The sequence below is a fragment of the Bordetella genomosp. 9 genome (assembly GCF_002261425.1).
In the GTDB taxonomy this organism is placed as follows: Bacteria; Pseudomonadota; Gammaproteobacteria; order Burkholderiales; family Burkholderiaceae_B; genus Bordetella_C.
Window position 1 is genome coordinate 2288120 of sequence record NZ_NEVJ01000003.1, and the last position, 23555, is coordinate 2311674.

At 67.5% G+C, this 23555-nt stretch carries 23 protein-coding genes; 11 read left to right on the plus strand and 12 right to left on the minus strand.

Annotated features, from left to right (window positions below; translation table 11 throughout):
• Window positions 1–43 precede the first annotated feature (43 nt).
• Complete coding sequence (locus tag CAL26_RS21490) at window positions 44–949, plus strand: NAD(P)-dependent oxidoreductase (RefSeq protein ID WP_094848750.1); 906 nt, start codon at window positions 44–46, stop codon at window positions 947–949.
• Window positions 950–966: 17 nt separating this feature from the next.
• Here the strand turns inward: CAL26_RS21490 and CAL26_RS21495 are convergent, their stop codons facing one another.
• The 6 genes from CAL26_RS21495 to CAL26_RS21520 all read right to left on the minus strand — a co-directional run bounded on the left by CAL26_RS21495 (window position 967) and on the right by CAL26_RS21520 (window position 6990).
• Complete coding sequence (locus CAL26_RS21495; RefSeq protein WP_094848751.1) at window positions 967–1893, minus strand: 2-hydroxyacid dehydrogenase; 927 nt, start codon at window positions 1891–1893, stop codon at window positions 967–969.
• A gap of 121 nt (window positions 1894–2014) precedes the next feature.
• Window positions 2015–3538, minus strand: a complete 1524-nt coding sequence (locus CAL26_RS21500) for a tripartite tricarboxylate transporter permease (protein ID WP_094848752.1) — start codon at window positions 3536–3538, stop codon at window positions 2015–2017.
• Between the two features lie 6 nt (window positions 3539–3544).
• A complete protein-coding gene (locus CAL26_RS21505) occupies window positions 3545–3988 on the minus strand; it encodes a tripartite tricarboxylate transporter TctB family protein (RefSeq protein ID WP_094850008.1) in 444 nt (147 codons plus the stop codon).
• Between the two features lie 161 nt (window positions 3989–4149).
• The gene (locus tag CAL26_RS21510; RefSeq protein WP_094850009.1) at window positions 4150–5700 is read right to left on the minus strand and encodes a sensor histidine kinase; all 1551 of its coding nucleotides are present in this window, start codon (window positions 5698–5700) and stop codon (window positions 4150–4152) included.
• A 44-nt stretch (window positions 5701–5744) separates the two neighbouring features.
• Window positions 5745–6437, minus strand: a complete 693-nt coding sequence (locus CAL26_RS21515) for a response regulator (protein ID WP_066354643.1) — start codon at window positions 6435–6437, stop codon at window positions 5745–5747.
• A complete protein-coding gene (locus CAL26_RS21520; protein ID WP_086066668.1) occupies window positions 6418–6990 on the minus strand; it encodes an RNA pyrophosphohydrolase in 573 nt (190 codons plus the stop codon). The genes CAL26_RS21515 and CAL26_RS21520 overlap by 20 nt, the downstream gene beginning before the upstream one ends.
• Window positions 6991–7056: 66 nt before the next feature.
• On the opposite strand from CAL26_RS21520, the gene CAL26_RS21525 reads away from it, so the two are divergent.
• The 10 genes from CAL26_RS21525 to CAL26_RS21570 all read left to right on the plus strand — a co-directional run bounded on the left by CAL26_RS21525 (window position 7057) and on the right by CAL26_RS21570 (window position 16128).
• Entirely contained in the window at window positions 7057–8790 is a 1734-nt protein-coding gene (locus tag CAL26_RS21525; RefSeq protein WP_094848753.1) for a proline--tRNA ligase, read from the plus strand.
• Entirely contained in the window at window positions 8787–9221 is a 435-nt protein-coding gene (gene ybgC / locus CAL26_RS21530; RefSeq protein WP_179283422.1) for a tol-pal system-associated acyl-CoA thioesterase, read from the plus strand. Before CAL26_RS21525 ends, ybgC begins: the two co-directional genes overlap by 4 nt.
• A gap of 2 nt (window positions 9222–9223) precedes the next feature.
• Window positions 9224–9901 (plus strand): protein TolQ, encoded by a 678-nt coding sequence (tolQ, locus tag CAL26_RS21535; RefSeq protein WP_094848754.1) that lies wholly within the window; start codon window positions 9224–9226, stop codon window positions 9899–9901.
• Window positions 9901–10389 (plus strand): protein TolR, encoded by a 489-nt coding sequence (tolR, locus tag CAL26_RS21540; protein ID WP_086066671.1) that lies wholly within the window; start codon window positions 9901–9903, stop codon window positions 10387–10389. The genes tolQ and tolR overlap by 1 nt, the downstream gene beginning before the upstream one ends.
• Before the next feature lie 24 nt (window positions 10390–10413).
• Window positions 10414–11571 (plus strand): cell envelope integrity protein TolA, encoded by a 1158-nt coding sequence (gene tolA, locus CAL26_RS21545; protein WP_094848755.1) that lies wholly within the window; start codon window positions 10414–10416, stop codon window positions 11569–11571.
• Between the two features lie 16 nt (window positions 11572–11587).
• Window positions 11588–12901 (plus strand): Tol-Pal system beta propeller repeat protein TolB, encoded by a 1314-nt coding sequence (gene tolB, locus CAL26_RS21550; RefSeq protein ID WP_094848756.1) that lies wholly within the window; start codon window positions 11588–11590, stop codon window positions 12899–12901.
• 34 nt (window positions 12902–12935) lie between these two features.
• Window positions 12936–13433 (plus strand): OmpA family protein, encoded by a 498-nt coding sequence (locus CAL26_RS21555; protein WP_094848757.1) that lies wholly within the window; start codon window positions 12936–12938, stop codon window positions 13431–13433.
• Between the two features lie 113 nt (window positions 13434–13546).
• Entirely contained in the window at window positions 13547–14233 is a 687-nt protein-coding gene (ybgF, locus tag CAL26_RS21560) for a tol-pal system protein YbgF (protein ID WP_094848758.1), read from the plus strand.
• 3 nt (window positions 14234–14236) lie between these two features.
• Window positions 14237–15280 (plus strand): FecCD family ABC transporter permease, encoded by a 1044-nt coding sequence (locus CAL26_RS21565; RefSeq protein WP_256988553.1) that lies wholly within the window; start codon window positions 14237–14239, stop codon window positions 15278–15280.
• Window positions 15277–16128 carry an ABC transporter ATP-binding protein gene (locus CAL26_RS21570; RefSeq protein ID WP_094848759.1) on the plus strand — a complete coding sequence of 284 codons (852 nt, stop codon included), beginning with the start codon at window positions 15277–15279 and terminating at the stop codon, window positions 16126–16128. Before CAL26_RS21565 ends, CAL26_RS21570 begins: the two co-directional genes overlap by 4 nt.
• Here the strand turns inward: CAL26_RS21570 and tssM are convergent.
• From tssM to CAL26_RS21595, 6 genes are all read right to left on the minus strand, one after another.
• Entirely contained in the window at window positions 16082–19480 is a 3399-nt protein-coding gene (tssM, locus tag CAL26_RS21575; RefSeq protein WP_094848760.1) for a type VI secretion system membrane subunit TssM, read from the minus strand. The two genes, CAL26_RS21570 and tssM, sit on opposite strands and share 47 nt — an antisense overlap.
• 72 nt (window positions 19481–19552) lie before the next feature.
• The gene (gene icmH, locus CAL26_RS21580) at window positions 19553–20815 is read right to left on the minus strand and encodes a type IVB secretion system protein IcmH/DotU (protein WP_179283423.1); all 1263 of its coding nucleotides are present in this window, start codon (window positions 20813–20815) and stop codon (window positions 19553–19555) included.
• A 17-nt stretch (window positions 20816–20832) separates the two neighbouring features.
• Window positions 20833–22188, minus strand: a complete 1356-nt coding sequence (tssK, locus tag CAL26_RS21585; RefSeq protein ID WP_094848762.1) for a type VI secretion system baseplate subunit TssK — start codon at window positions 22186–22188, stop codon at window positions 20833–20835.
• Complete coding sequence (gene tssJ, locus CAL26_RS21590; RefSeq protein ID WP_179283424.1) at window positions 22172–22699, minus strand: type VI secretion system lipoprotein TssJ; 528 nt, start codon at window positions 22697–22699, stop codon at window positions 22172–22174. Before tssJ ends, tssK begins: the two co-directional genes overlap by 17 nt.
• A complete protein-coding gene (locus CAL26_RS28405) occupies window positions 22692–22964 on the minus strand; it encodes a hypothetical protein (protein WP_179283425.1) in 273 nt (90 codons plus the stop codon). The genes tssJ and CAL26_RS28405 overlap by 8 nt, the downstream gene beginning before the upstream one ends.
• Window positions 22965–23164: 200 nt before the next feature.
• Entirely contained in the window at window positions 23165–23554 is a 390-nt protein-coding gene (locus tag CAL26_RS21595; protein WP_094848764.1) for a DUF4280 domain-containing protein, read from the minus strand.
• Between the last annotated feature and the right edge of the window lies 1 nt (window position 23555).

Sequence of the window (23555 nt, forward strand, 5' to 3'; positions counted from 1 at the left end):
GTACCGAATTTCCACACTCACCCACCCCGCAATCGGAGATCCCATGGCTTCCATCGGCAATAAAACCTATGACGCGGCACCCTCGAAGAAAGTCGCCTTCCTGGGGCTCGGGGTCATGGGCTTTCCCATGGCGGGGCACCTGGCCCGCGCCGGCCACCAGGTGACCGTGTACAACCGCACCGCCGCCAAGGCCCAGGAATGGGCCAAGGAATTCGGCGGCAAGACCGCCGCCACGCCGCGCCAGGCGGCCGAAGGCGCGGAAATCGTCTTCTGCTGCGTGGGCAATGACGACGACCTGCGCAGCGTCGTGCTGGGCGACGCCGGCGCCTTCGCCGGCATGGCCAAGGGAGCGGTATTCGTCGACCACACCACCGCGTCGGCACAGATCGCGCGCGAGCTCTACGCCGAAGGCCAGGGCCTGGGTCTGCACTTCGTCGATGCGCCGGTATCGGGCGGCCAGGCAGGCGCCGTCAACGGCGTGCTGACGGTGATGTGCGGCGGCGAGCAGGCGGTGTTCGACCGCATCAAGCCGGTCGCGCAGGTGTTCGGCCGCGCCGTGACGCTGGTGGGCGCGCCGGGCGCGGGCCAGCTGGCCAAGATGGTCAACCAGATCTGCATCGCGGGCATCGTGCAAGGGCTTTCCGAAGGCATCGCTTTCGGGCAGGCCGCCGGCCTGGACATGAAGCTGGTGCTGGACGTCATCAGCAAGGGCGCGGCGCAGAGCTGGCAGATGGAAAACCGCGGCGCGACCATGGTGGACGACAAGTTCGACTTCGGCTTCGCCGTGAACTGGATGCGCAAGGACCTGGGGCTGGTGCTGGAAGAAGCGCGCGCCAATGGCGCGCGCGTGCCGGTGACCGCGCTGGTGGACCAGTTCTACGGCGACGTGCAGAAGCTGGGCGGCGGCCGCTGGGATACGTCCAGCCTGGTCAAGCGGCTGCGCGACTGAGCGGCCGGCGCGGGAGATCAGTAGCCGCGCTGCGAGGTGACGACGCCCGAAATGGCTTCGCCGCGCGCGAGCTTGCGAATCTTCGCGGAGATCTGCGCGATGGCCTCCGCGCGCAAGGTGCTGGCGGCGATGTGCGGCGTGACGTGCACCCGCGGATGCGTCCACAGGGGGTGCCCGGCCGGCAGGGGCTCGACGTCGAACACGTCGAGCGTGGCGCCTTCGAGCTTGCCTTCGTCGAGCAAGGCCAGGAGATCCGTTTCGTTCACGTGCCCGCCGCGGCCGACATTGATCAGGTGCGCGCCCGGCATCAACTGCGACAGCATGCGGCGATCGATCATGCCGGTGGTTTCCGGCGTCAGCGGCAGCACATTGACCAGCACCCGCGTGCGCCCCAGGAATTCGGGCAGTTGGTCCGCGCCGGCGTACGTCCGCACGCCTTCGACACTGCGCGGCGAACGCGACCACCCCAGCACGGGATAGTCGAAGGCCGCGATGGCCTGGGCCACCCGGCCGCCCATTTCACCCAGGCCCAGCACCCCGACCGGCCATTGTTCGCGGCGCAGGCCCGGCATGGGCGACCAGCGCCCGGCAGCCTGATCCTGTTCGTAGCGGCCGAAGCCGCGCGACGCGCGCAGCAGCGCGTACAGGGCATATTCCGCCATCTGCACCGCCATCCCGGCATCTTCCAGCCGCACGATCTGGATGTGCGGCGGCAGATCCATCCCCAGCAAGGCATCGACGCCGGCGCCCAGGTTGAACAAGGCCTTCAGATTGGGTTCGTGTTCGATCAGGGCCGCGGGCGGCTTCCATACCAGCGCGACGTCGGCATTCGACGGCGGGCCGGACGGATCCCACACCGAAATCCTGTAATCGGGCAGCTCGGCCCGCAGGCCAGGAAGCCAATCCGCGGGGTCGTTGTGGGGGCAGGCGAAGAGAACGTGCATGGTTCGAAGGAGAAGGTTGGCGAAGGCCAAAACCTTAGCATGCCGCGCGTGCGGCAGGCTCAAATAAAAACCGCCGCGCCCTTGCGGGACGCGGCGGTTTCGATGGCAGGCCGTGGACCGGTCAGGCGGTCTTGGGCAGCATCGGCTTGTCGCGTTTCTTGAACTTGCGACGTGCGTGGGCAATGATCTGCACCAGGATCAGCAAGGTCGAGATGCCGACGAACCAGGCGCTGATCGGACGCTGCAGGAAGATCATCATGTCACCGCGCGACAGCAGCAGCGCGCGACGGAAGTTTTCTTCCACCATGGGTCCGAGCACGAAACCCAGCAGGATGGGCGCAACCGAGAAATCGAGCAGCATGAAGATCGCGCCGATGATACCGAAGGCCAAGGCTTCCCAGATCTGGAACAGGCTGTTCTGCGTACTGAACACGCCCACTGCGATGAAGAACAGCGCGGACGGGAACAGGTAGCGGTAAGGCACCTGCAGCAGCTTGACCCAGATGCCGATCAGCGGCACGTTCAGGATGACCAGCAGCACGTTGCCGACCCAGAAGCTGGCGATCAGGCCCCAGAAGATGTCCGGGTGCTCGGTGATCAGCTGCGGACCGGGCTGGATGCCCTGGATCAACAGGCCGCCGAGGATCAGCGCCATCACCGCGTCGCCGGGGATACCCAGGCTCATGGTGGGGATGAAGTCGACCTGGGTCTTGGAGTGCGACGCGGCTTCGGGCGACGCCACGCCAGCCAGCATGCCGGTGCCGAAACGTTCCGGCGTCCTGGAGATCTTGCGTTCCAGGGCATAGGCGATGAACGTGGTGATGGTCGGGCCGGTGCCGGGCATGGCGCCGAAGATGGTGCCGACCAGCGTACCGCGCACCAGCGGCAGGAAGGACTGCTTCAATTCCTTGGCTGACGGACGCATATCGCGCAGGCGCAGCTTGGCGCCCGTGCCGATGATGCTCATGCGGTTGACGCTCATAATGAAGTCGGCGACGCCGAACAGGCCCATGGCGATGGCCACCAGTTCCAGGCCGTCGGACAGGTCCAAGATACCGAAGGACAGGCGGATGGTACCCGTGTTCACGTCCGTACCGACCACGCCGCACAGCAGGCCGAACAAGGTCATGCAGATGCCCTTCAGGGGCGACCCGCGCGACATCGTCGAGCCCGCGATCAGGCCCAGCAGCATGATGGAGAAGATTTCCGTCGGGCCGAACTTGAAGGCGATTTCCACCAGCAACGGCGAGAAGAAGATCATCACCAGGATGCCGACCGACGCCGCGAAGAACGACGCGATCATGGTGATGCCCAGCGCCGTGCCGCCCTTGCCCTGCTTGGTCAGCGGATAGCCGTCCAGGCAGGTCACCGCATGCGGCGGGTGTGAAGGCAGGTTCAACAGGATGGCGCCGATGGCGCCGCCGTATTGCGAGCCGTAGAAGATACCCGCCAGCATCATGATCGCGGGGACCGGATGCATGACGTAGGTCAGCGGCAGCAGGATGGAAATGGCCGACAGCGCGCCCATCCCCGGCAACACGCCGATGAGGTTACCCACCAGCACGCCGAAGAAGGACCACATCAGGTTGTGCGGTTCGAAGGCGACGCCGAATCCGAACCAGAGATCAGTTAGTGCTTGATGCATGGCGTATCAACCCCACTGGAACAGCGGGAGCTGCAGTTGCAGCGCCCACCAGAACACGACCACGGCGATGACCACCATGCCCAGAGAAAGAATCAAGGCCTGCTTCACCGTGTTCTTGCGATCGCCCAGCGCCGAGATGAAGGTGATGGCGAACGTCGCCGGCAACAAGCCGCCGTAATGGCCAAGGAAAATGAAAGCCAGGATACCGATGATGATGCAGATGGCACCGCGCATGTCGGGCATGCCGGTGGGATGCGAGGACGGCACGTGCGTCCCTTCGCCCGCTTCTTTTTCTTTTGCGCCTGTCTTGCCGCCGATCGCGATCAACAGGCCCGTGAAAGCCAACAACCCCCCTACCGCTGCCGGAAAGAACCCGGGCCCCATATGGCTTAGCGTCCCGATCTGATAGTTCAGACCACCGTATATCGACCCCAGGCCGATCAGGACCATCAGCGCTCCGCCGTAGTAGTCCTTGTTGTATTTTTTCAGTGTTTCCACTGCATTCCTCCGTGTACTAGGCTTACACCAGCCTTTATAGGAAGTGCTCAGGGTGAGCACGTCCCTCTCACAAAGCACCGTGAGCCTGGAGGGCAGAATAAGGAGGGAAGCTGCTAATCCGCTTTCTTTAGACTGTCGGGTTCCTGAATCCCAGGGTTATCCCCTAACAGGGGTATCCATAGGATGGCGCACAGTCCGACGCCGCCCTGGGCATTCGTTTCGCCGTCGGCCAGGACGATGTCGCCGCCGTTGCGGCGGGCGTAGGCCTGCGCGATGGCAAGGCCGAGGCCGGAGCCCGACGTGGGGGCGCCGCCGGCCTCCACGCCCGCGCGATCGAAGCGTGCGAAGGCCCGTGCGCGCAAGGCCGGGTTGAGCCCCGGCCCGTTGTCGGACACGTGGACTTCCACGCGTGTAGCGGTGCGCACGACCGATACCGTGATGCGTGCGCCGCGCGGCGCATAGTTCACCGCATTGTGGACCAGGTTGGCAATGGCTTCGTGCAATTCGACCTCGGAACCGGCCACGGGAGCCGCCGGGCCTGTCATGCCGCTTTCATCCGTGTCGCCGCGGGCATCGCTCCAGCCCAGGTCCTGCTGCTTTTCGTGGGCGAGCGGCAGATATTGCAGGACCACCTCGCGCGCGACGTCGTTCAGGTCGAGTACGCGCTGCGGCGCCTCGCCGCCCTGGCTGGCATGGGCGAGCTGCAGCAGCTGTTCGGTCAGGCGGCGCGTGCGCCCGAGCTGCGCGACGATGGCGCGCAGGCCATCGCGTATGAGCACCGGATCGCGCTCGCGCAGCGCGTATTGCGCCTGGGTCGACATGATGGCCAGCGGCGTGCGCAGCTGGTGCGAGGCATCGTCCAGGAATCGCGATTGTTCTTCCAGCATGTGGCGGTGCCGGGCGATGTGATAGTTGACCGCTTCCACCAGCGGCGTGACTTCCGAGGGAACGCGGGTGGCGTCGAGGGGCGTCAGGTCGTCGGCCGAGCGCGCGCGGATCTCGTTGCGCAGCCTGGCCAGCGGCCGCAGGGCCCAGGCCACGCCCCACCACACCATCAGCACGACCAGCGCCAGCATGCGGCCGTCGCGCAGCAGCTCCTTGCGGCGCGCGGCGTCCTCGGCCTCGATGCGCTTGCCGGTGCTCTCGCCCACCAGTATCAGGACCTGGCGATGGGTGCCGTGGTAGTAGAGATCGCGGACCAGGGCGACCATGCGGACCGGGTCGTTGCGGTACGCGCCGTCATAGAAAGTGGGCTGGCCGTCGCTGCGCGGCCAGACCGGCGGGCGCGGGATGTCCGGCATGCCGAGCAGGGCCAGGCCGGGGGTGGCGGGCGCCTGGCCGGAGGGCAGCGGCGGCTCGATTTCTTCAATGCGGAAGTACTTGCGCAGGCCGGCGCGCGATTCCAGCATGACCTGGGCATACAACGGGGTCACGACCTGCAGGGCGCCGTCCGGCGTGAATTCGATACTGCTTTCGAGCACGCGCGCCGGCTCCAGCAAGGCGGTGTCGTAGGCGTCGTTGGTGATGTCGGCCAGGGTCTGGTAATCGTTGTAGCTATCGATCACCAGCAGCGCGATGACGCCGGGCAGCAGCAGGGTGATCAGCAGCGCCCGGATGCCGACCCGGGCATACCACGGGCGGCCGGGATCGCGCGTGCCGGACACGCCCGGCGGCGGGAGATGCGCTGACACTGCCGGAACCGGGCCTTTCAAGCGTCAGCGGATTCGGATTCGCTGGCCACGCTTTCGAGCATGTAGCCGAGCCCCCGCACGGTCACGATGCGGATATCGCTGCCCGCCAGCTTTTTGCGCAGGCGATGCAGGACGACTTCGATGGCGTCGGGGTTGGCCTCGCTATCGTGGTTGAAGACCTTGCCGAACAGCTGCGATTTGTCGACCGGATAGCCGCTGCGGGTCAGCAGGGCCGCCAGGGCGGCGTGTTCGCGCGGGGTCAGGAACAGCAGGGAGCCGTCCAGCGTGAAAGCGCGGCTTTCGCTGTCGTACGAGAGCGAACCGCATTGCAGGCGCGGATGCTGCCGCCCACGGCTGCGCCGGACCAGCGCGGTCAGGCGCGCTTCCAGCTCTTCCAGCGCGAAGGGCTTGGTCAGGAAATCGTCGGCGCCCAGGTTCAAGCCGCGCACGCGATCCTGCAGGGCGCCCTGCGCGGTCAGCACCAGCACGGGCGTACGGTCGTCGCGGTTGCGCATTTCGCGCAGCACCACCAGGCCGTGCTTGTCGGGCAGGCGCAGGTCCATGACGATGGCGTCATATTCGGTGCCCGCCATGAAGGCTTCGGCCGTGCGCGCGTCGGGCGCGTGATCCGGCACGAAGCCGCTCTGGGCCAGCGCGCGCACCAGCCAGGACGCCATGTCCCTTTCGTCTTCAACCAGCAATATGCGCATGGCCGTCAGGCCCTCCCGCCAGATTCTCGGCCGCGCGCTGACCATGCACGCGTTGGCGCAGGTAGCGGGTTTCGTGATGCCGCCTGAACAAAATAGCCGAGAGCTCGTTCAGTGCCTGCGTGTAGACATCCCGCTTGAATTCGATGACGGCGTCCAGCGGAACCCAATACTGGCTCCAGCGCCATGCGTCGAATTCAGGATGCTGCGTGGCGCGCAGGCAGACGTCGCTGTCGCGCCCCACCAGCCTGAGCAGGAACCAGATCTGCTTCTGACCTTTGTAATGGCCACGCCATTCCCGCCGGACGAAATGATCCGGGACGTTGTAGCGCAGCCAATCGCGTGTGCGCCCCAAAATGCGGACATGCTCGGGCTTCAAGCCCACTTCTTCATGGAGTTCGCGATACATGGCCTGCACCGGGCTTTCGCCATACTTGATGCCGCCCTGCGGAAACTGCCAGGCATGTTCCCTGATCCGCTTGCCCCAAAAGACCTCGTTTCTGGTGTTGACGAGAATGATGCCGACATTGGGACGGTAGCCTTCGCGGTCCAGCATGGGCCACCCCCACCAAATTCAATACAATTACGACTGATTATACGTACCTGCCGCCTCCTGGAAACCATGCGCGCCTCCAACTACCACATCAATACACTCAAAGAAGCGCCCGCCGAGGCCGAAATCGTCAGCCACCGCCTTATGACGCGGGCGGGCATGATCCGCAAGCTGGCAGGTGGGATTTATACCTATATGCCGCTGGGGCTGAAGGTGATCCGCAAGATCGAGAAGATCGTGCGGGAAGAAATGAACGCCGCCGGCGCCATCGAGCTGCTGATGCCGGTGGTCCAGCCTGCCGAGCTCTGGCAGGAATCCGGCCGCTGGGTCCAGTATGGCCCCGAATTGCTGCGCATCAAGGACCGGCACGATCGGGACTTCGTGCTGCAGCCGACGTCCGAAGAGGTCATCACCGACATCGCCCGCAACGAGATCCACAGCTGGCGCCAGCTGCCGGTGAACTTCTATCACATCCAGACCAAGTTCCGCGACGAGCGGCGGCCCCGCTTCGGGTTGATGCGCGGCCGCGAGTTCACGATGAAGGACGCGTACTCCTTCGACCGCGACGAAGCCGGCGCCCTGCGCAGCTACGACGCCATGTACGAAGCCTATATGCGGATTTTCCAAAGGCTGGGTTTGGAATTCCGTGCCGTGGCCGCCGATACCGGCTCCATCGGCGGCAGCCGCAGCCATGAATTCCAGGTGATCGCCGACACCGGCGAGGACCTGCTGGTCTACAACCCGGACACCCAGTACGCCGCCAATATCGAACTGGCGGAAGCGGCGCCCTTGCTGGCCCAGCGCCAGGCGCCCGGCCGGGCGCTGGAAGCCGTGCCGACGCCCGGCGCGGCCAAGTGCGAGGAAGTCGCGGCGCAGTTGGGCATTCCGCTGGAAACCACCGTCAAATCCATCGTGCTGGCGACCGAGCCGGAAGCCGGCCAGGTGCGCATCTGGCTGCTGATGCTGCGTGGCGACCACGTCCTGAACGAGATCAAGACGGCCAAGGTGCCCGGACTGGACCAAGGCTACCGCTTCGCGACCGAGGACGAGATCGTCGAGCATTTCGGCTGCAAACCCGGCTATCTTGGCCCTATCCAGACGCAAAAGCCCGTCACGGTGGTGGCGGACCGCACCGTCGCGAATATGGGCGACTTCGTCTGCGGCGCCAACCGGGAAGGCTTCCATTACGTCGGCGCCAACTGGGGCCGCGACCTGCCCGAGCCGGCCCACGTGGCCGACCTGCGCAACGTGGTGGCAGGCGACCCGGCGCCGGACGGCAAGGGGACCCTGGCCATCCAGCGCGGCATCGAGGTGGGCCATGTGTTCTACCTGGGCACCAAGTACTCGTCGGCGCTGAAGGCGACCTACCTGGACGAGACCGGCAAGCCGGCCTTGCTGGAGATGGGCTGCTACGGCATCGGGGTCACGCGCATCGCCGCGGCGGCCATCGAGCAGAACCACGACGAACGGGGCATCATCTGGCCGCGCGCCCTCGCCCCCTTCGAAGTGGTAATTTGTCCGGTGGGATGGGGTAAAAGTGAAACTGTTCGTAACACCGCCGTTGCACTCTACGAAGCCCTGCGCGAACGCGGCGTGGACGTCATTCTTGATGACCGTGATGCCCGGCCCGGCGTCATGTTCGCTGAATGGGAGCTGATAGGCGCTCCCCTGCGCGTAACAGTTGGAGAACGTGGGCTCAAGGACGGTGTGGTCGAATTGCAGGCCCGCCGCGAAGCCAGCGCCAGTACGGTGCCGGCTGACCAGGCGCTGGAGCAAGTACTGGCCAAGCTGGAAAACCTTTGACCGCCCCGTCGTCCTCGCAGCAATCCCTGGAATCGACCCTGGACATCCGTGTGTATTACGAAGACACGGATGCCGGCGGCGTCGTTTTCTACGCCAACTACCTGAAGTTCATGGAGCGCGGCCGGACCGAATGGCTGCGCGCGCTGGGCTTCGAACAAGCCAGCCTGGCGCAGGCGCAGGACAGGATGTTCGTGGTGGCCGGGCTGGACATGGTCTACCGCAAACCCGCCCGACTGGATGACATGCTTACCATACGTTCGCGTGTTACACGAGTCGGCCGGGCTTCGATACACTTCGCGCAGCGGGCGGAACGCAGCGGGGAACTGCTGGCCGAGGGCAACATCCAAGTGTGCTGCGTGGATGCGACCAGCCTCAGGCCCGCGGAACTGCCTCCGGGATTGCGCGCAACACTCGATTCTATTCAGGGATAAAAATGCAAGTCTCCAACGACCTGTCGTTGTTCGCACTGATCGCACATGCGAGCGTGCCGGTCCAATTGATCATGCTGCTGCTCCTGGGCATTTCCATCATGTCCTGGACGTACATCTTCGCCAAACGCCTGGCTATCAGAAGGGCCCACCAACAGACGCGCCGTTTCGAAGACGACTTCTGGTCCGGCGGCGACCTGTCCATGCTGCAGCAGGCGGTGGCCAACCGCCGTGCCGAACAAGGCGCCCTGGCGCGGATCTTCGACGCCGGGATGACGGAGTTCCTGAAAGCCCGCCGCGCCGCAGCCAGCGACGCCAACGCCGTCCTGGACGGCGCCCGCCGCGCCATGCGCGCCGCGTACCAGCGTGAAATGGACTCGCTGGAATCCCACCTGAACTTCCTGGCCTCGGCCGGCTCGGTCAGCCCGTACATCGGCCTGCTGGGAACGGTGTGGGGGATCATGCACGCGTTCATCGGCCTGTCCAATATGCAGCAGGCGACCCTGGCCTCGGTCGCGCCCGGCATCGCCGAAGCCCTGATCGCCACCGCCATCGGCCTGTTCGCGGCCATCCCCGCGGTGGTGGCCTACAACCGCTTCACCAACGATATCGACCGGCTCTCCATCCGCTTCGACAGCTTCGTCGATGAGTTCCTGAACATTCTGCAACGGCAGGTGCGCTGATGTCCTCGGTACGCTCGGGCGGCCGTTCCAGCCGCCGCATGAAAGCCGACATCAACGTCGTTCCCTATATCGACGTGATGCTGGTCCTGCTGGTGATCTTCATGGTCACCGCTCCCTTGATCACGCCCGGACTGATCAACCTGCCTTCGGTGGGACAGGCGTCCGACGTCCCGGTCAAGCCGCTCGAAGTGCAGATCTCGGAAAACGGCGACATCGCGCTGCGCATGCGCGAGCCCGGCGCCAATCCGGAGAACATCGGCCGCTCGGAACTGGTCAGCCAGGTCCGCGCGCGCATCACCGCGGACACCCCGGTGGTGATCGCCGCCGACGGCAAGGTGCCGTATGAATCCGTCGTGAAAGTCATGGACGAACTGCGCACGAACGGCGTGACGCGCCTGGGCCTGCTGGTCGACCAGCAGTCGTCCACGGGTGCCGCCGCCGCGGCGGCGGGACAACCGCAGCAGCGGCCCGCCGCGACCAAGCGCTGATCGGCGCCCTATCCACTTCATTCGATGACGCCTCCTCTAATCAAGCACTCCAGCCGCGCGCCGGAAGCGCCGCCAGCGCAGGACAATCGGAAAGCATTCGGCCTGGCCGTGCTGGTCCACGCCATCCTGGTCCTGGTCCTGGTGCTCGGCGTGAACTGGCGCACGGAAAATCCAGGGCCTGTGCAGGTGCAGCTGTGGGCCAACGGCGATTCGCCGGTTTCGCCGCCGCCTACGCCCCAGCCGCAACCGCAGCCCACGCCCCAGCCGCAACCCACGCCGGAACCGCCGCCGCCCCCGCCGCAGCCCCAACCGGCACCACCGCCTCCCCCGCCGCAGCCGCAGGCCCAGCCCAAGCCGGACGACACGCCCGATCCCGAGATCGCGCTGCAGGAAGCGCGCAAGAAGAAAGAACAGGAAGAAAAGGAACGCCAGGCTGCCCTGGCCGAACAGGCACGCCTGGAAAAGGAACGCCAGCAGGCCGCGCTGGAAGAAAAGCAGCGCCTGGAGAAACAACGGCAGGATGCCGAAAAAGCCGCCGCGGCCAAGGCTGCGGCGGAAAAGGCGGCCGCCGACAAGGCCGCCGCCGAGAAAGCCGCGGCTGAAAAGGCTGCCGCGGACAAGGCGGCTGCTGAGAAAGCGGCTGCCGATAAGGCCGCCGCCGACAAGAAAGCCAAGGAAGACGCCGCCAAGAAGGCCGCGGCTGAAAAGGCTGCCGCTGACAAGGCGGCCGCCGAAAAAGCCGCCGCCGACAAAGCCGCGGCCGAAAAGGCTGCCGCCGAGAAGGCGGCAGCCGCCAAGAAGGCCGCCGCCGACCGCGCGCTGAAGGAAGCCTTCCGCAACGACGCCCTGGGCGCGGCCGGGATTCCCGGCGGCACCGCCGACCGCAACCAGGCGGGCGGCGGGCGCGACGATGGCTACGGCGCCAAGGTACGGGCCTGCATCCAGCCCGGCGTTTCGTATCCGACGCCCCCACGAGCCGGCTCGTCCAACCCCACCGTTCAATACCGGGTACAGTTGAACTCCAGCGGCGCCGTCACCTCGGTGAGCCTGACGTCGTCGTCCGGCAATACCGGCTTCGACCGCGCGGTGGAAACCGGCATCCGCCGCTGCAACCCCTTCCCGAAACCTTCGACCGGAAGGTACGAATCGGTGATCGACGTTATTTACCGCATGTATGACTGACAGGAGATTGCTTACCATGACTCCAGCCCATCGCCGACCCTCGATCCAGGCTGCGCTGAGGACCTACGGTTTCGGCCTGTTGGTGTTGCTGGCAATCCTGCTGGCAGGCCGGCCGGCCCACGCCCAGTTGCGCGTGGACATTTCCGGAACGGGGGCGACCCAGTACCCCGTGGCCATCGCCGACTTCGCCGGCGACACCACAAGAGGCCATGCGCTGGCCGAAGTCATCCGCGCCGACCTGAACCGCACCGGGCAGTTCCGCCTGATCGACGGCTCGAGCGCCGGACTGACGGTGGACAGCACCGTCAACTATGACGATTGGCGCGGCAAGGGGGCCGATTTCCTGGCCTACGGCAGCATCAACCAGACGCCGGACGGCCGCTTCGATATCCGCTACCGCCTGGCCGACACGGTCAAGCGCGGGCAACTGGATGGCGTGGCATTTTCAGGTTCCGAACAGGAACTGCGCCGCGTGGCGCACCAGATCGCCGACCGTATCTACGAAAAAATTACGGGTGTGCGCGGGGTCTTCTCGACCCGGATCGCCTATGTCCTGAAACAGGGCAACACCTATGAGCTGCAGGTCGCCGACGCCGACGGGCAAAATCCCCAGGTGGCGCTGCGGTCGCGCGAGCCGATCATTTCGCCGCGCTGGTCGCCGGACGGTACGCGCCTGGCCTATGTGAGCTTCGAATCCGGCAAGCCGGTGGTCTATGTCCACACCCTGGCCACCAGCGCCCGCGTTCCGGTCGCCAACTACAAGGGCAACAACAGCGCGCCGGCCTGGTCGCCGGACGGCAGCATGCTGGCCATCGTGCTGACCCGGGACGGACTGTCGCAGATTTACACCATCAGCGCGGACGGCTCCAACCTGCGCCGCGTGACCCGCTCGCCCGGCATCGACACCGAGCCCACCTTCACGCCGGATGGCGGTTCCATCATCTTTACCAGCGACCGCAGCGGCGGCCCGCAGATTTACCAGGTGAGCATCGGGGGCGGAGAGCCCCGCCGGCTGACGTTTAATGGTGGTTACAACGTCTCACCGCGTATTTCGCCCGATGGTTCCACGCTCGTGTACGTTGCAAGACGAGACGGCGCGTTTCGTATCGCTTCGCTCAATTTGTCCAGCGGCACCGAGACTTTGCTGACTAATGGCAACGATGACCAATCTCCCAGTTTTGCGCCGAATGGAATGCAAGTACTATACGCGGCTATCCAAGGCGGACGTAACGTTCTTGCAGTGGTATCGAGCGACGGCCGCGTGCGGCAGACGCTTTCGGTACTGAACGGGCAGATCAACGAACCGACTTGGGGCCCATTTACCCGCTAACACGTGTGACTCACTTATCAACAAAGGAACCATCATGAAGTCGCGCATTGCCAAAAGCCTAACCGTTGCAGCGCTCGTAGCAACTCTGGCCGCTTGCAGCTCCGTCCCCCTGGATGACAAGGGAGGCCAGGGCTCTGGCTCGGCGGGCACCGCCAGCGGCGGCTCGGGTCCGGTCATGGACCCGTTCAACCCCTCCAGCCCCCTTGCTCAGCAAAAGAGCGTGTTCTTCGACTTTGACAGCTACACCGTCAGCGACCAGTACAAGCAGCTGGTGCAGATGCACTCCGGCTACCTGACCAGCCATACGACGCAGCGCGTCCGCATCGAGGGTAATACCGACCCCCGCGGCAGCTCGGAGTACAACCTGGCGCTGGGTACCCGCCGCGGTAACGCCGTGGCCGACCTGATGAAGCTGAACGGCGTCAACGCCGGCCAGATCGAAGTCATCAGCTTCGGCAAGGAACACGCCACGGGTACGGACGAAGCCAGCTACGCCCAGGATCGCCGCGCGGACATCAACTACCAGCGTTGATTCCAACGGCTGATTCGTCAGCTGTCCAAGGCTGATATTCTTGCCTTACAACATGCGTCGGGATGGTCGAATGGCCGCCCGGCGCATGTTTTTATCTTGACCCAGGAATTCTCATGAACGACCGAGTCCCGTCTTTGCGTATCCTGGTGGCCTCCGCCGGCTTGGCTTTCGCCGCCCTGTCCTCTCCCGCCCATGCGTTCGCGGACGACGACGCGCGCAATGCGATCCTGGACCTGCGCAAGCAGATCCAGCAGATGAAGCAGATCAATGACAATTCACGCATGCAGCTGGCGGACCAGATCCAATCGCTGCAGCAGCAGGTGACCGAGCTGCGCAACCAGATCGAGCAGGCCACGCACCAGGCCGTGCCGCGCGCGCCCGCCAATGGCAGCCAGTCCGATACGGGCGGGGCGACCGCCGGCGACCCGCAGGAACAATCCACATACGACGGCGCCATCGACCGCTTCCGCAACGGCCAGTACAAGGAAGCCGCCGAAGCGCTGACCGCCTTCCTGGCGCTGTACCCCAACAGCCAGCTGGCGCCCACCGCGCAGTTCTACCTGGGCAGCAGCCGCTACGCGACCAAGGACTACAAGGGCGCGATCGACCAGCTGAACACCATGGTCAAGAACGCGCCCGACAATGCGCGCGCGCCCGACGCGCTGCTGGTCATCGCCGGCAGCCAGATCGAGATGAACAACCGCGCCGGCGCCAAGTCCACCTTGCAGCGCATCGTCAAGGACTACCCCAATACGCAGGCCGCCGACACGGCGAAGAACCGCCTGCAGCTGCTGCAATAAGGCGTGGCCCCCGCCGATCCGGTGGCGGCCTACCGGCGCCTGCTGCGGCGCCGCGCCCTGCTGCTGGCCGCCCTGGTCGCGCTGATCCTGGCGGCGATGCTGGGCAATTTCCTGATCGGCGGCAGCGACCTGCCGGCGCAGGCCCTGCTGGCTGCCCTGCTGCATCCGGACGGCGCGCCGCCGGTCGACCGCGTCATCGTGTGGACCCTGCGCCTGCCGCAGGCGGCGTCCGCGGTGCTGGTCGGCATGGCCCTGGGCCTGGCGGGCGCCGAGATGCAGACCGTCCTGAACAATCCCCTGGCCAGTCCCGACACCCTGGGCGTTTCGTCCGCCGCCGCGCTGGGCGCGTCGGTGGCGATCGTGTTCGGCGGCTGGCTGCTGCCGTGGATCGCGCCGGACTGGGCGATCGCGGCCTGCGCATTCGTGTTCGCGGCCGCCGGCGCGCTGCTGCTGGACACCGTGGCGCGCCGCGGTGGCATGCGGGCCAGCGGCGTGGTGCTGTTCGGCATCGCGATGGTGTTCCTGTGCAACGCGGTGGTTTCGGCGATCCAGTTCGTGGCCAGCGCCCAGGCCTTGCAGAACCTGGTGTTCTGGACCATGGGTAGCCTGGGCCGCATCGGCTGGATGCAGCTGGGCGCGCTGGCCCTGGCCCTGGCGCTGGCCCTGCCGCTCTCGCTGCGGGCCGCCTGGCGCCTGACGGCGCTGAGGCTGGGCACCGAGCGCGCCGCCAGCTTCGGCGTGGACGTGCGCCGCCTGCGGCTGGGCGCGCTGGCGCGCATCAGCCTGCTGTCGGGCCTGGCGGTGTCGCTGGCGGGCGTCATCGGATTCATCGGGCTGGTGGCGCCCCATATCGCGCGGCGCCTGTTCGGCGAGGACCATCGCTTCTACCTCGCGGGCAGCGCGCTGGTGGGGGCCGTGGTGCTGTCGCTGGCCTCGATCCTGTCCAAGTGGCTGGTGCCGGGGCTGGTATTGCCGATCGGCATCGTGACGGCCCTGGCGGGACTGCCGGTTTTCCTGGCGGTGGTCCTGCGGCGGCAATTGCCATGACGGTCGGCATATCGATGGCCGGCGCGCCGGGCGCGGACGGCCTGTCGGTCCAGGACATACGCGCCGGGTACGGCGCGCGGGAAGTCCTGCGCGGACTTTCGCTGCAGGCGCTGCCGCCCGGACGGGTCACCGCGGTGCTGGGGCCCAATGGCTGCGGTAAATCCACCCTGTTGAGAACGCTGGCGGGGCTGATGCCCATGCGCCAGGGCGCGGTCGCGTGGGCTGGCCGCGACCTGGCGTCCGTGCCGCCCGCCGACCGCTCGGCGCTGGTGGCGTACATGCCCCAGGATCTGCCGGACGCCGTACACCTGCGGGTGCTCGAGGCCGTGGTGGCGGCGGCGCGCGCGCGATCGGGACGTCTGGGCGGGCGAGCGGATGTCGACGCGGCGCAGGCGCTGCTGGCGCGGCTGGATATCGGCCACCTGGCGATGCGGCACCTGGATGAGCTGTCCGGCGGCCAGCGGCAATTGGCGGGACTGGCGCTGGCCTTGGTGCAGCAGCCTCGCGTCCTGCTGCTGGATGAGCCGCTTTCCGCGCTGGACCTGCGGCACCAGTTCGAGGTGATGGCGCTGCTGGCGCGCGAAACGCGCGAGCGGCGGCTGGTGACCCTGATGGCGACGCATGACCTGGCGGTCGCGCTGCGGCATGCCGAACATGCGATCCTGCTGCATGACGGGGCGCTGGCGGCCGAAGGCGCCCCGGCGGACGTGTTGGCCCCCGCCATGCTGGCGGACGTCTATGGCGTACGCGGGCGCGTCGGCCGCACGGACCTGGGTGCGCCTTATGTCGTCATCGACGGCCTCAACGCGGCCCCGGGCCCGCACCGAGCAGACGGTCCAGGCACTTGAACCGGCGCAGCGCCGGCAAGCCGAAAGGATTGATCACGCTGCCCGCGTCCAGCTCCAGCGACACGCGTTTGCCGGAAAGATCGAAGTCCAGCTTATAGCGGTCGCTGCGCACCTGCCGCAGCGTGCCCAGATCGAGCAGCCTGAACAACGCCCATGGTCCGCTGACCGCGTGGCCGTCGCGCCCGCCGGGGTCCGCCGGCTCATAGCCGATACGGCCGGACTGCGCGGCGCTGCTGTCGGGCCAGGCGAAACTGATCGGGACGGCGGGGCCATGCGCATAATCCAGGGCCTGGTTTCCCAACGCCAGCGTGAAGCGCGTGAAATAGGAATCCAGGAACAGCGGCAGCAGCTGGAAGCGCACCGCCATGGTCTTGCCGCCGTCCGGAAAGAAGGCCTGGCGTATGGTCGCGGCGTCCTGGAACACCTGCAGCGCGGCGCGCGAGAAACCCAGGCGCACGGCGTTCGGCCGCCAACGCCAGGGCGTCACGCTCATATCGACATAGGTCAGCAGGTTGGCCTGGAAGAAGCTCGCGAGCAGTCCCGCGGGTCCGAACAGGCGGTTGAAATCGTCCTGCGTCATGTCCTGGCTGGAACGCGGGTCGACGGGATAGCGGTTGTCCAACGCGGCATGGCAGAACGGCGCCACGTCGGCGCGCCATAGTTCGTCTATGCGGCGCCGGATGTCGTCGACCGCCACCGCCTTGCCGTCGTTCGCCAGCTGCTGCAGCATGTCGCGCAGCGGCGACGGCTGGCCTTCCGCGGCATCCTGCATGGCGCCGATCGCGTCGGCCGGCGGCGCCGGTACGCCATGCTGGCGGGCAGCATCGACACCATCCAGGAACTGCGCCACGCCTTCGATACTGGCCTGGATCCGTGCGATGGGCGGCGCGGCGCCGTTCGCCCCCTGGAACAGTTGATGGAGCGCGCCGAAGTGGCGGTCGACCGGGGTCGGCGGCGAGCCCTTGCCGGCCAGGTCGGTTTGCACCGCGACGGCTTGCAGGAAGCGGCGCAAGGGGCTGTCCGCCCCGGCCAGGACATGCATTTCGGCAGCGCCGTCGCGGGCGTCGGGCGGCATGGCGCCGACGCGCACGTCGTTCAACAGCGCATCCCAGGCTTCCACGTAGCGCGAAAAATAGGTTCTATCGAGCGACTCGCGCAAGCGCTCGGCATGGCCGGCGGACACCGGACGCCGCAGCACCCACCCATCCCGCTCGCTGCCTGTGATGAGCTTGTCGCGCGCGGCGGGATATAGGTGGTAGCCGGACAGCGTGTACACCCCCGGCACGCCATCGGACAAGGGCAGCCCGCTGGGACGATGCAATGCCAGCGGCGTGTCCATGCCTTCCAGCTGGGCGACGGACAAGGGTTCCGGCACCGCCTCCGACAGGTCCGCCTGCAGCATGTCGTACAGGCGGTCGGCCAGGGGCCGCGCGCTGAGCTCGGCGCGGACACGCGCGACCCGTTCGGCGTCGGGCGGGGCACTGGCTTCGAAATCGGGCACGTCCAGCAAGGCGCGCGCATGGGACAGGAGTTTCGCGCGTCCCGCATCGGTCAGCGGCAAGGCGCGCGCGTCATGCGTGATCCATGCCATGACGGCGGCGGCATCGAAGTGCTCGGCATCGCCCAGCATCAGATAGGTGCGCAAGGCCCGGAACCGCGGCATGTCGCCTTGCGCCGGGTCCATCATCGCTTCGCGGGCGCGGGCCTGGACGAAGGGCAGCAGGGCCTGCCGCAGCAGCGTGCGGTATTCGGTCCGGGCCGCATCCTTCAATCTGTCACCCTGGTACAGGCCGACCCAGCGCTCCAGGATGGATTCGGCCGGCGAGCGGGCCGGCGGCAACGCCGGTCGCATCGCCGCGTCGAGCAAGGCCAGCATCCTGGGCAGCTCATCGGCCGTGCCGCCGGTGTCCACGCTGGCGGCCAGCGCGGCCAGGCGTGCCGTGTCGGCATGCACCGCGCGCGTCATCACGCGGTTGCGGTCGAAACCCGCCATCAGCACGAGCACGATGGCGGCCACTGTCACGGCCAATGCCGCCGGCGTCAGGTAACGCGACGCGTGACGCCTTGCGCTTGCCGCCGCGCGGCCGGCCAGGCCGGCTTCGCGGAAGATCACGTCGCGCAGCAGCCCGGCGATGAAGTAGCCGTGCGGCTGCGTGGATCCGCGCGGACGGGCGGGCGCATGGGCCCGCACCGCGGCCGCCAGCGGGCTGGCCGAAACGGGATGCTCCTGGCCATCGCGCGCGGCGCTGGTGAAGTAGACGCCGCGCAGCCACGCAGGCGGCGCCTGGTAGGAGCGGGCGAACACATGGCCCAGCATCCCGTAAAGCGGCTCGGCCAGCGATTCGAACTGCGCGGGAAAGCCGTAGATGGCGCCCGCCTGTACATCGTCGCCCGCGGTGGCGGCCAGATGCACGACGCGATCCTGCAGGCGGCGCACCAGGGCGACGAACTCCGACATGAATGCGGCCAGCGCGGCATCGTCGGCGCGCGGTGCCGCGCCGGCGAACGTGACGCCCCAGGGCTGCTCTGCGCCGCCGCGGTCGAGGTGGGTGAAGAAGGTGTCGAAGCCGGCCAGGCGGTCGCATTGCGTGACGACGACGTACACCGGGAAGGCGCGCCGGAAGCAGCGCTGCATCTCGCGCAGGCAGGCGCGGATTTCGCCGGCGCGCGCCATGGCGGTCTGCTCGCCGCCGAGCAGGTCCTGCACGTCGATGGCGACGATGACGCCGTTGACCGGGCATAGCCGGCGTGCCTGGCGCAGGCGTTTCAGCAGGTGATGCCAGATCGCCGCGTGCGCGCCGGGCGTCTCGATCACCAGGGCGCGGTCGCCGAGCCAGAAACGGCAGGGATCACCTGGCCGCCATTCGGATTCCGGCGCCGGCGCGCCCAGGCCCAGGCGCGAGGCTGCCAGCAACAAGGTCTTGCCGCCACCAGGGCTGCCGAGCGCCAGGTACCACGGCAGCCGATACAGGCTGTGGCGACGCAAGCGCCACCACGGGCCGTCCCTGCGCAGCACGCGCAGCGTGGAACGGAACAGGGCATCCAGCCTGTCGCGCGCCGCCACCAGTGTGCCGTCGTCAGAGGCCGCCTGGGCGGGTTCCGGCGGGGCCGGCTGCCAGGTGATGCGCAGGCGATCCAGCCGCCGCACCAGCGCGAGCACGCCGTAGGCGAATATCCACAGCAGGCACAAGGCCAGGGTCAGCCACGCGCGCGCAACGGGCGTCGCGAACGGCGCATAGCCCGCATAGGAGACGCGCGGCGACTGCTGCACGACAAAAGCGATGCCCAGCAGCACCAGCACGGCCAGCGCGATGCGGCGTACGGTCAGGCCGCCGAAGGGATTCTTGAGCATGTTGCGCGGTTTGTTTTATATGACTTTGCGGGCCTGGCCTGCCGCCAGAGGGAAGGCCGGTGATGAAGCGCGCTATGGCGAAGCGCCCGGCGCCAGCAGGGTGATGACGACGCGCCGGTTGCGGGCCTGGCCCGCGGGCGTGTCGTTGGACGCCACGGGTTCGCTGCTGCCCTTCCCTTGCGCCAGGAAGCGCTGCGGCTGGTCGGTTTCCTGGCGCAGCAGCTCCACCACCTGCGTGGCGCGGGCCAAGGAAAGCGCCCAGTTGGAGGGCGCGCCGGGCGCGGGCCGCTGATCGTCGGTGTGCCCGACGACCAGGACCTGTCCGGGCACGATGCGCAGGGCATCGCCGATCCGGCGGATCAAGGGCAGATCGGCGGCGGGGACGCGCGCGCTGCCGGAGGCGAACAAGGCATCGCTACCCAGCGTCAGGACGACACGACCCGTCTGGTGGTCGATGCGCAGCCGTCGCGCATCGACGTCGGCGGCGAGGATCCGGTCGAGTTCGTCCGCGAACGACGCGAGCGGCGGGAGCGACGGGGCGGCCGCCGGCGCGGGCGGGGCGGTGTCGCGTTCCGGCGGGACGACGACGGGAACCTTCACCCGCACGGCCTCGCGCGCCAGCGCGACGGTTTCGGCCTGCTGGCGCAAGCGCAGCTCCAGCCAGCCGTAGAAGGACACCAGGGCGAAGAACAGGCCCGCCATGACCCACCACAGCGGCCGCAGCAGGCCGACGCGGCGGTTGCCCGCGCTGTCGCCGCGCCAGCGTGGCGACAGGGCGGAATCCGGCGCGCCCCGCACATTGCGGATCAGGCCGCGCAGCTTCTGGCGGACCTGGCCCAGCGCGGCCACGCCCTGCGGCGACAGGCGATAGCGGCCCTGCATGCCCAGCGCCAGTATCACGGACAAGAGCTCCAGCACATCGATGTTGGCCGAGGGATCGCGCGACAGTTCATGCAGGATGGTGAAGAAGCGCTCGCCGCCCGATGCTTCCCCGTGGAAGATGACCAGCAGGCTGCGCGCGGACCAGGCCTCGCCGCCCCAGGGCGTGGCGGCGACGGCTTCGTCCAGATAGGTGCAGAGGCAATAGCGGGCGGCCGCCACGGTGTCCGTCGGCACGTGGGCGCAGGCATCGACGAAGTTGCGCACCATCAGCGCCAGCCGGCGGCGCAGCTCTTCCAGCGGCAGCGGCGGCGGCTGGCGGCCATGCCGCAACAGCATGCCCAGTTCGAGCAGGGGATGCGCCGCCTCGACCAGCGGATTCAGCGCGTGGCGCGGCAGGAACAACGGCGTGGCGGCGAAGGTGGTGTCGACGACGGCGGCGCTGTCCGTCGACACCGGGTAATCCAACATCCTCATTGCCGTATGGCCCACAGCTCGAGGCGCAGGCCGGGGAAATCGCCCGCCACGTGCAGCGCGATGCCGGCGGAAACCGGCAGATCCGCCCATAGTTCATCGGATGCATCCAGGGCGAAATAGCAGCGGTTGGCGTGGAACGGCAACTGCCGGGGGGCGACCGGCAGCGTGCGCAAGGCGATGCCCGGCAATTGCAGCGTGACCAGGTCGTGGATCTTTTCCACCGGTCCGACCTTGAGCTTGGCGGGCAGGCTGGCCCACAGCGCATCGGCCGGCAGGTCCGCGCCCGCCGCGAGCACGAAGCTGGCGGTACGCAGCAGACCCACGTCCGGGATGCGCCCCACGCGCATCCCGAACTGGCCTTCTTCCAGCGGGATGGGGATGGCCTGCGGCTCGATCACGGCCGACAGCGCGCGCCGCAGGTATTCCATGAGCGGCTGGAAGCAGCTGTCCAGGCCATCGTGCCGATAGGGCGGCAGCTTGGGCGGCCGCCGGTCGCCCTGGCTGAAGCAGGCCAGCTCGCCCGCCAGCCGCAGCATCTCGCGATAAAGATGTTCCGGATGCAAGCCGCCCGCCGCCGCCAGGTGCGAAAAAAAGGGCTCGGCGCGATTGACCAGCTGCAGCAGCAGGAATTCGGCGATCTCGGCCGCGCCGTGGGTCGTCGGCCGAACCAGGCGGTCGGCCAACGCCGCGCCGCGCTGGCCCAGCAGGCCGACCAGTTCGTCCGTGAGCCGGACCAGGCGCGGCGCGGCGCGGCAGTCGATCACCGGCGGGCAGTAGGCGCGATCCAGTAAGACCGTGCCGTCGGAACGGCGTTCGAGTATGCGAACCACGCCCAGCACCGCATGGCCTTCCGCGACTTCATGGTCGAACGCCAGGCGCAGGCGCAACCGTCCGACCTGCAGCAGGGCATCCTGGTCCGCGTCGGCATTGCTGTCATGGACCGTGTATTCGGCGATGCGGTAGCGGGCCGGGGCCGCCCCCGGATTACCGACCACATCATCGGCCACATCATCGGCCGCAGCCTCGGGCGCGCCGGGCCGGGCCAGCGGCAACGCGAGCACCGCCAGCACGTCGCGCGTGCCATCGGGCACGTCGCGCGCCCCTGGCAGATCGTCGTCCACCGGCAGGCTGAAGGGCGTGCCGTCCGGCATGATGCCCTCGCAGGCCAGCAACGCCAGCTTGCCCAGGGCCAGTTGGTGCTCGTCCAGCTCCAGCCTGGAAAAACCCCAGCGCCGCGGACCGCGACCCAGGCGCCCGTCGATGTAATTGCGCCAGTAGCGATCATGCTGCTGCAGATGTTGCTGCTGCAGCAGCATGCCTTCCGACCAGACGATCTTATTGTTCCAGTACATCAATCCCCTCCTTCCAGGAACCCAAATCATTCTTGCCGTCGCGCTCGGCCACGGCCACGCTGCCCGCCGCCAGCGTCACCACCCAATCGACATCACCACTGTCCGGAAGGCCGACCACGGCCCGCCATCGGGCGCGATAGATGTCCCGGTAGGCAACGAGCACGGCCAGGTAACGCGCGCCCGGTACGAGCGATGGACGCAATGCGAGCCGTTGGCCGGGCCGGACCGCCAGCACCGAACGCGACAGCAGATCCTTCCCCAGGATGCGCTTGTCGTTGTCGTACAGGTCGAAGAAATTCGCCTGGCAGAAATCGTCGGACTGCGCCAGCTCGTAGATACGCACGATCACGGGAGAAGGCCGCCCTGCGCCGTCCGGGTTGAGATCCGGCGCGGCCTTCAGCCGCAGATGGATGTCTCGGTCGACGACGTCGGCCGTGCCGCATGCCGCCAGGCATGCGAGCAGGCAACTGGTGGTCAGCAGGCGCGCGGCAAGGCGTCGGCACTCATGCATCGGCGTCCGGGCACCCTGCCGTTGCCAAGCCCGCCTGCGTGGGCAGCCTGCAGGCGTAGTGCTCTGGCGAGGCGGTGTCGCGCGCGGCCGCCTCGCGGTAGCCCGGCAACGGCCGGCGCGGCGTGCGCAGGCCCAGCGGATCGGCGTCCGCCAGCACGGCCAGCCGGCGGTCCAGGGCGGGATCGCCGGCCAGCAGGTCGACACGGGCCAGCGCATCCAGCGCGCCCGCGCGGGTATTGAAGGTGTTCCAGAAATTGTCGTTCATCTGCTCATCCTCGAAGCGGCCGGCGCGTTGGTTCGCGGCGGCGCCGAATTGATCCCCCGCCGCGCCACCCAGGCGCCCCATGGTCAGGGGTCTGGATGCGCGCCGCGCGAGACCGGTACGATCGATACCCTTAAGGAATCCGATGCCTGAGGAGAGGATCGCATCATCCGGCGGTCCGGACACCGGGAAAAATCGTAGGCTCAGGGCACCATGGTGCGCACGCAGCCCGGCACGACGACGGAGATGACGCCGGCCCACTGGCACATGCAACGCGAGTTGTTGTCCAGCGCCGGCAAGCCGCCCACCAGCACGGTGGGCGCGCCCGGCAGCCAGGGCGCCTCGACGATGGGAATGCATGGCATGGGCGTCAGCACGCCCAAGGCGGCCGTGGTCGCCGCCTCCACTTCCGGATTCGCCAGCGACATGCACATCAGGAAGGGCGTGATGTTGAGCAAGGGCTTGTTGTCCTCGATGTTGGCGGCGGGCCGCCCTTCGACGAGGACACGCGACTCGGGCTCCACGATCAGCGTGGACGGCGCGGTGCCGAACGTGCACATCAGCTCGGCGCCAAGTACGACGGGCAGGGCCATG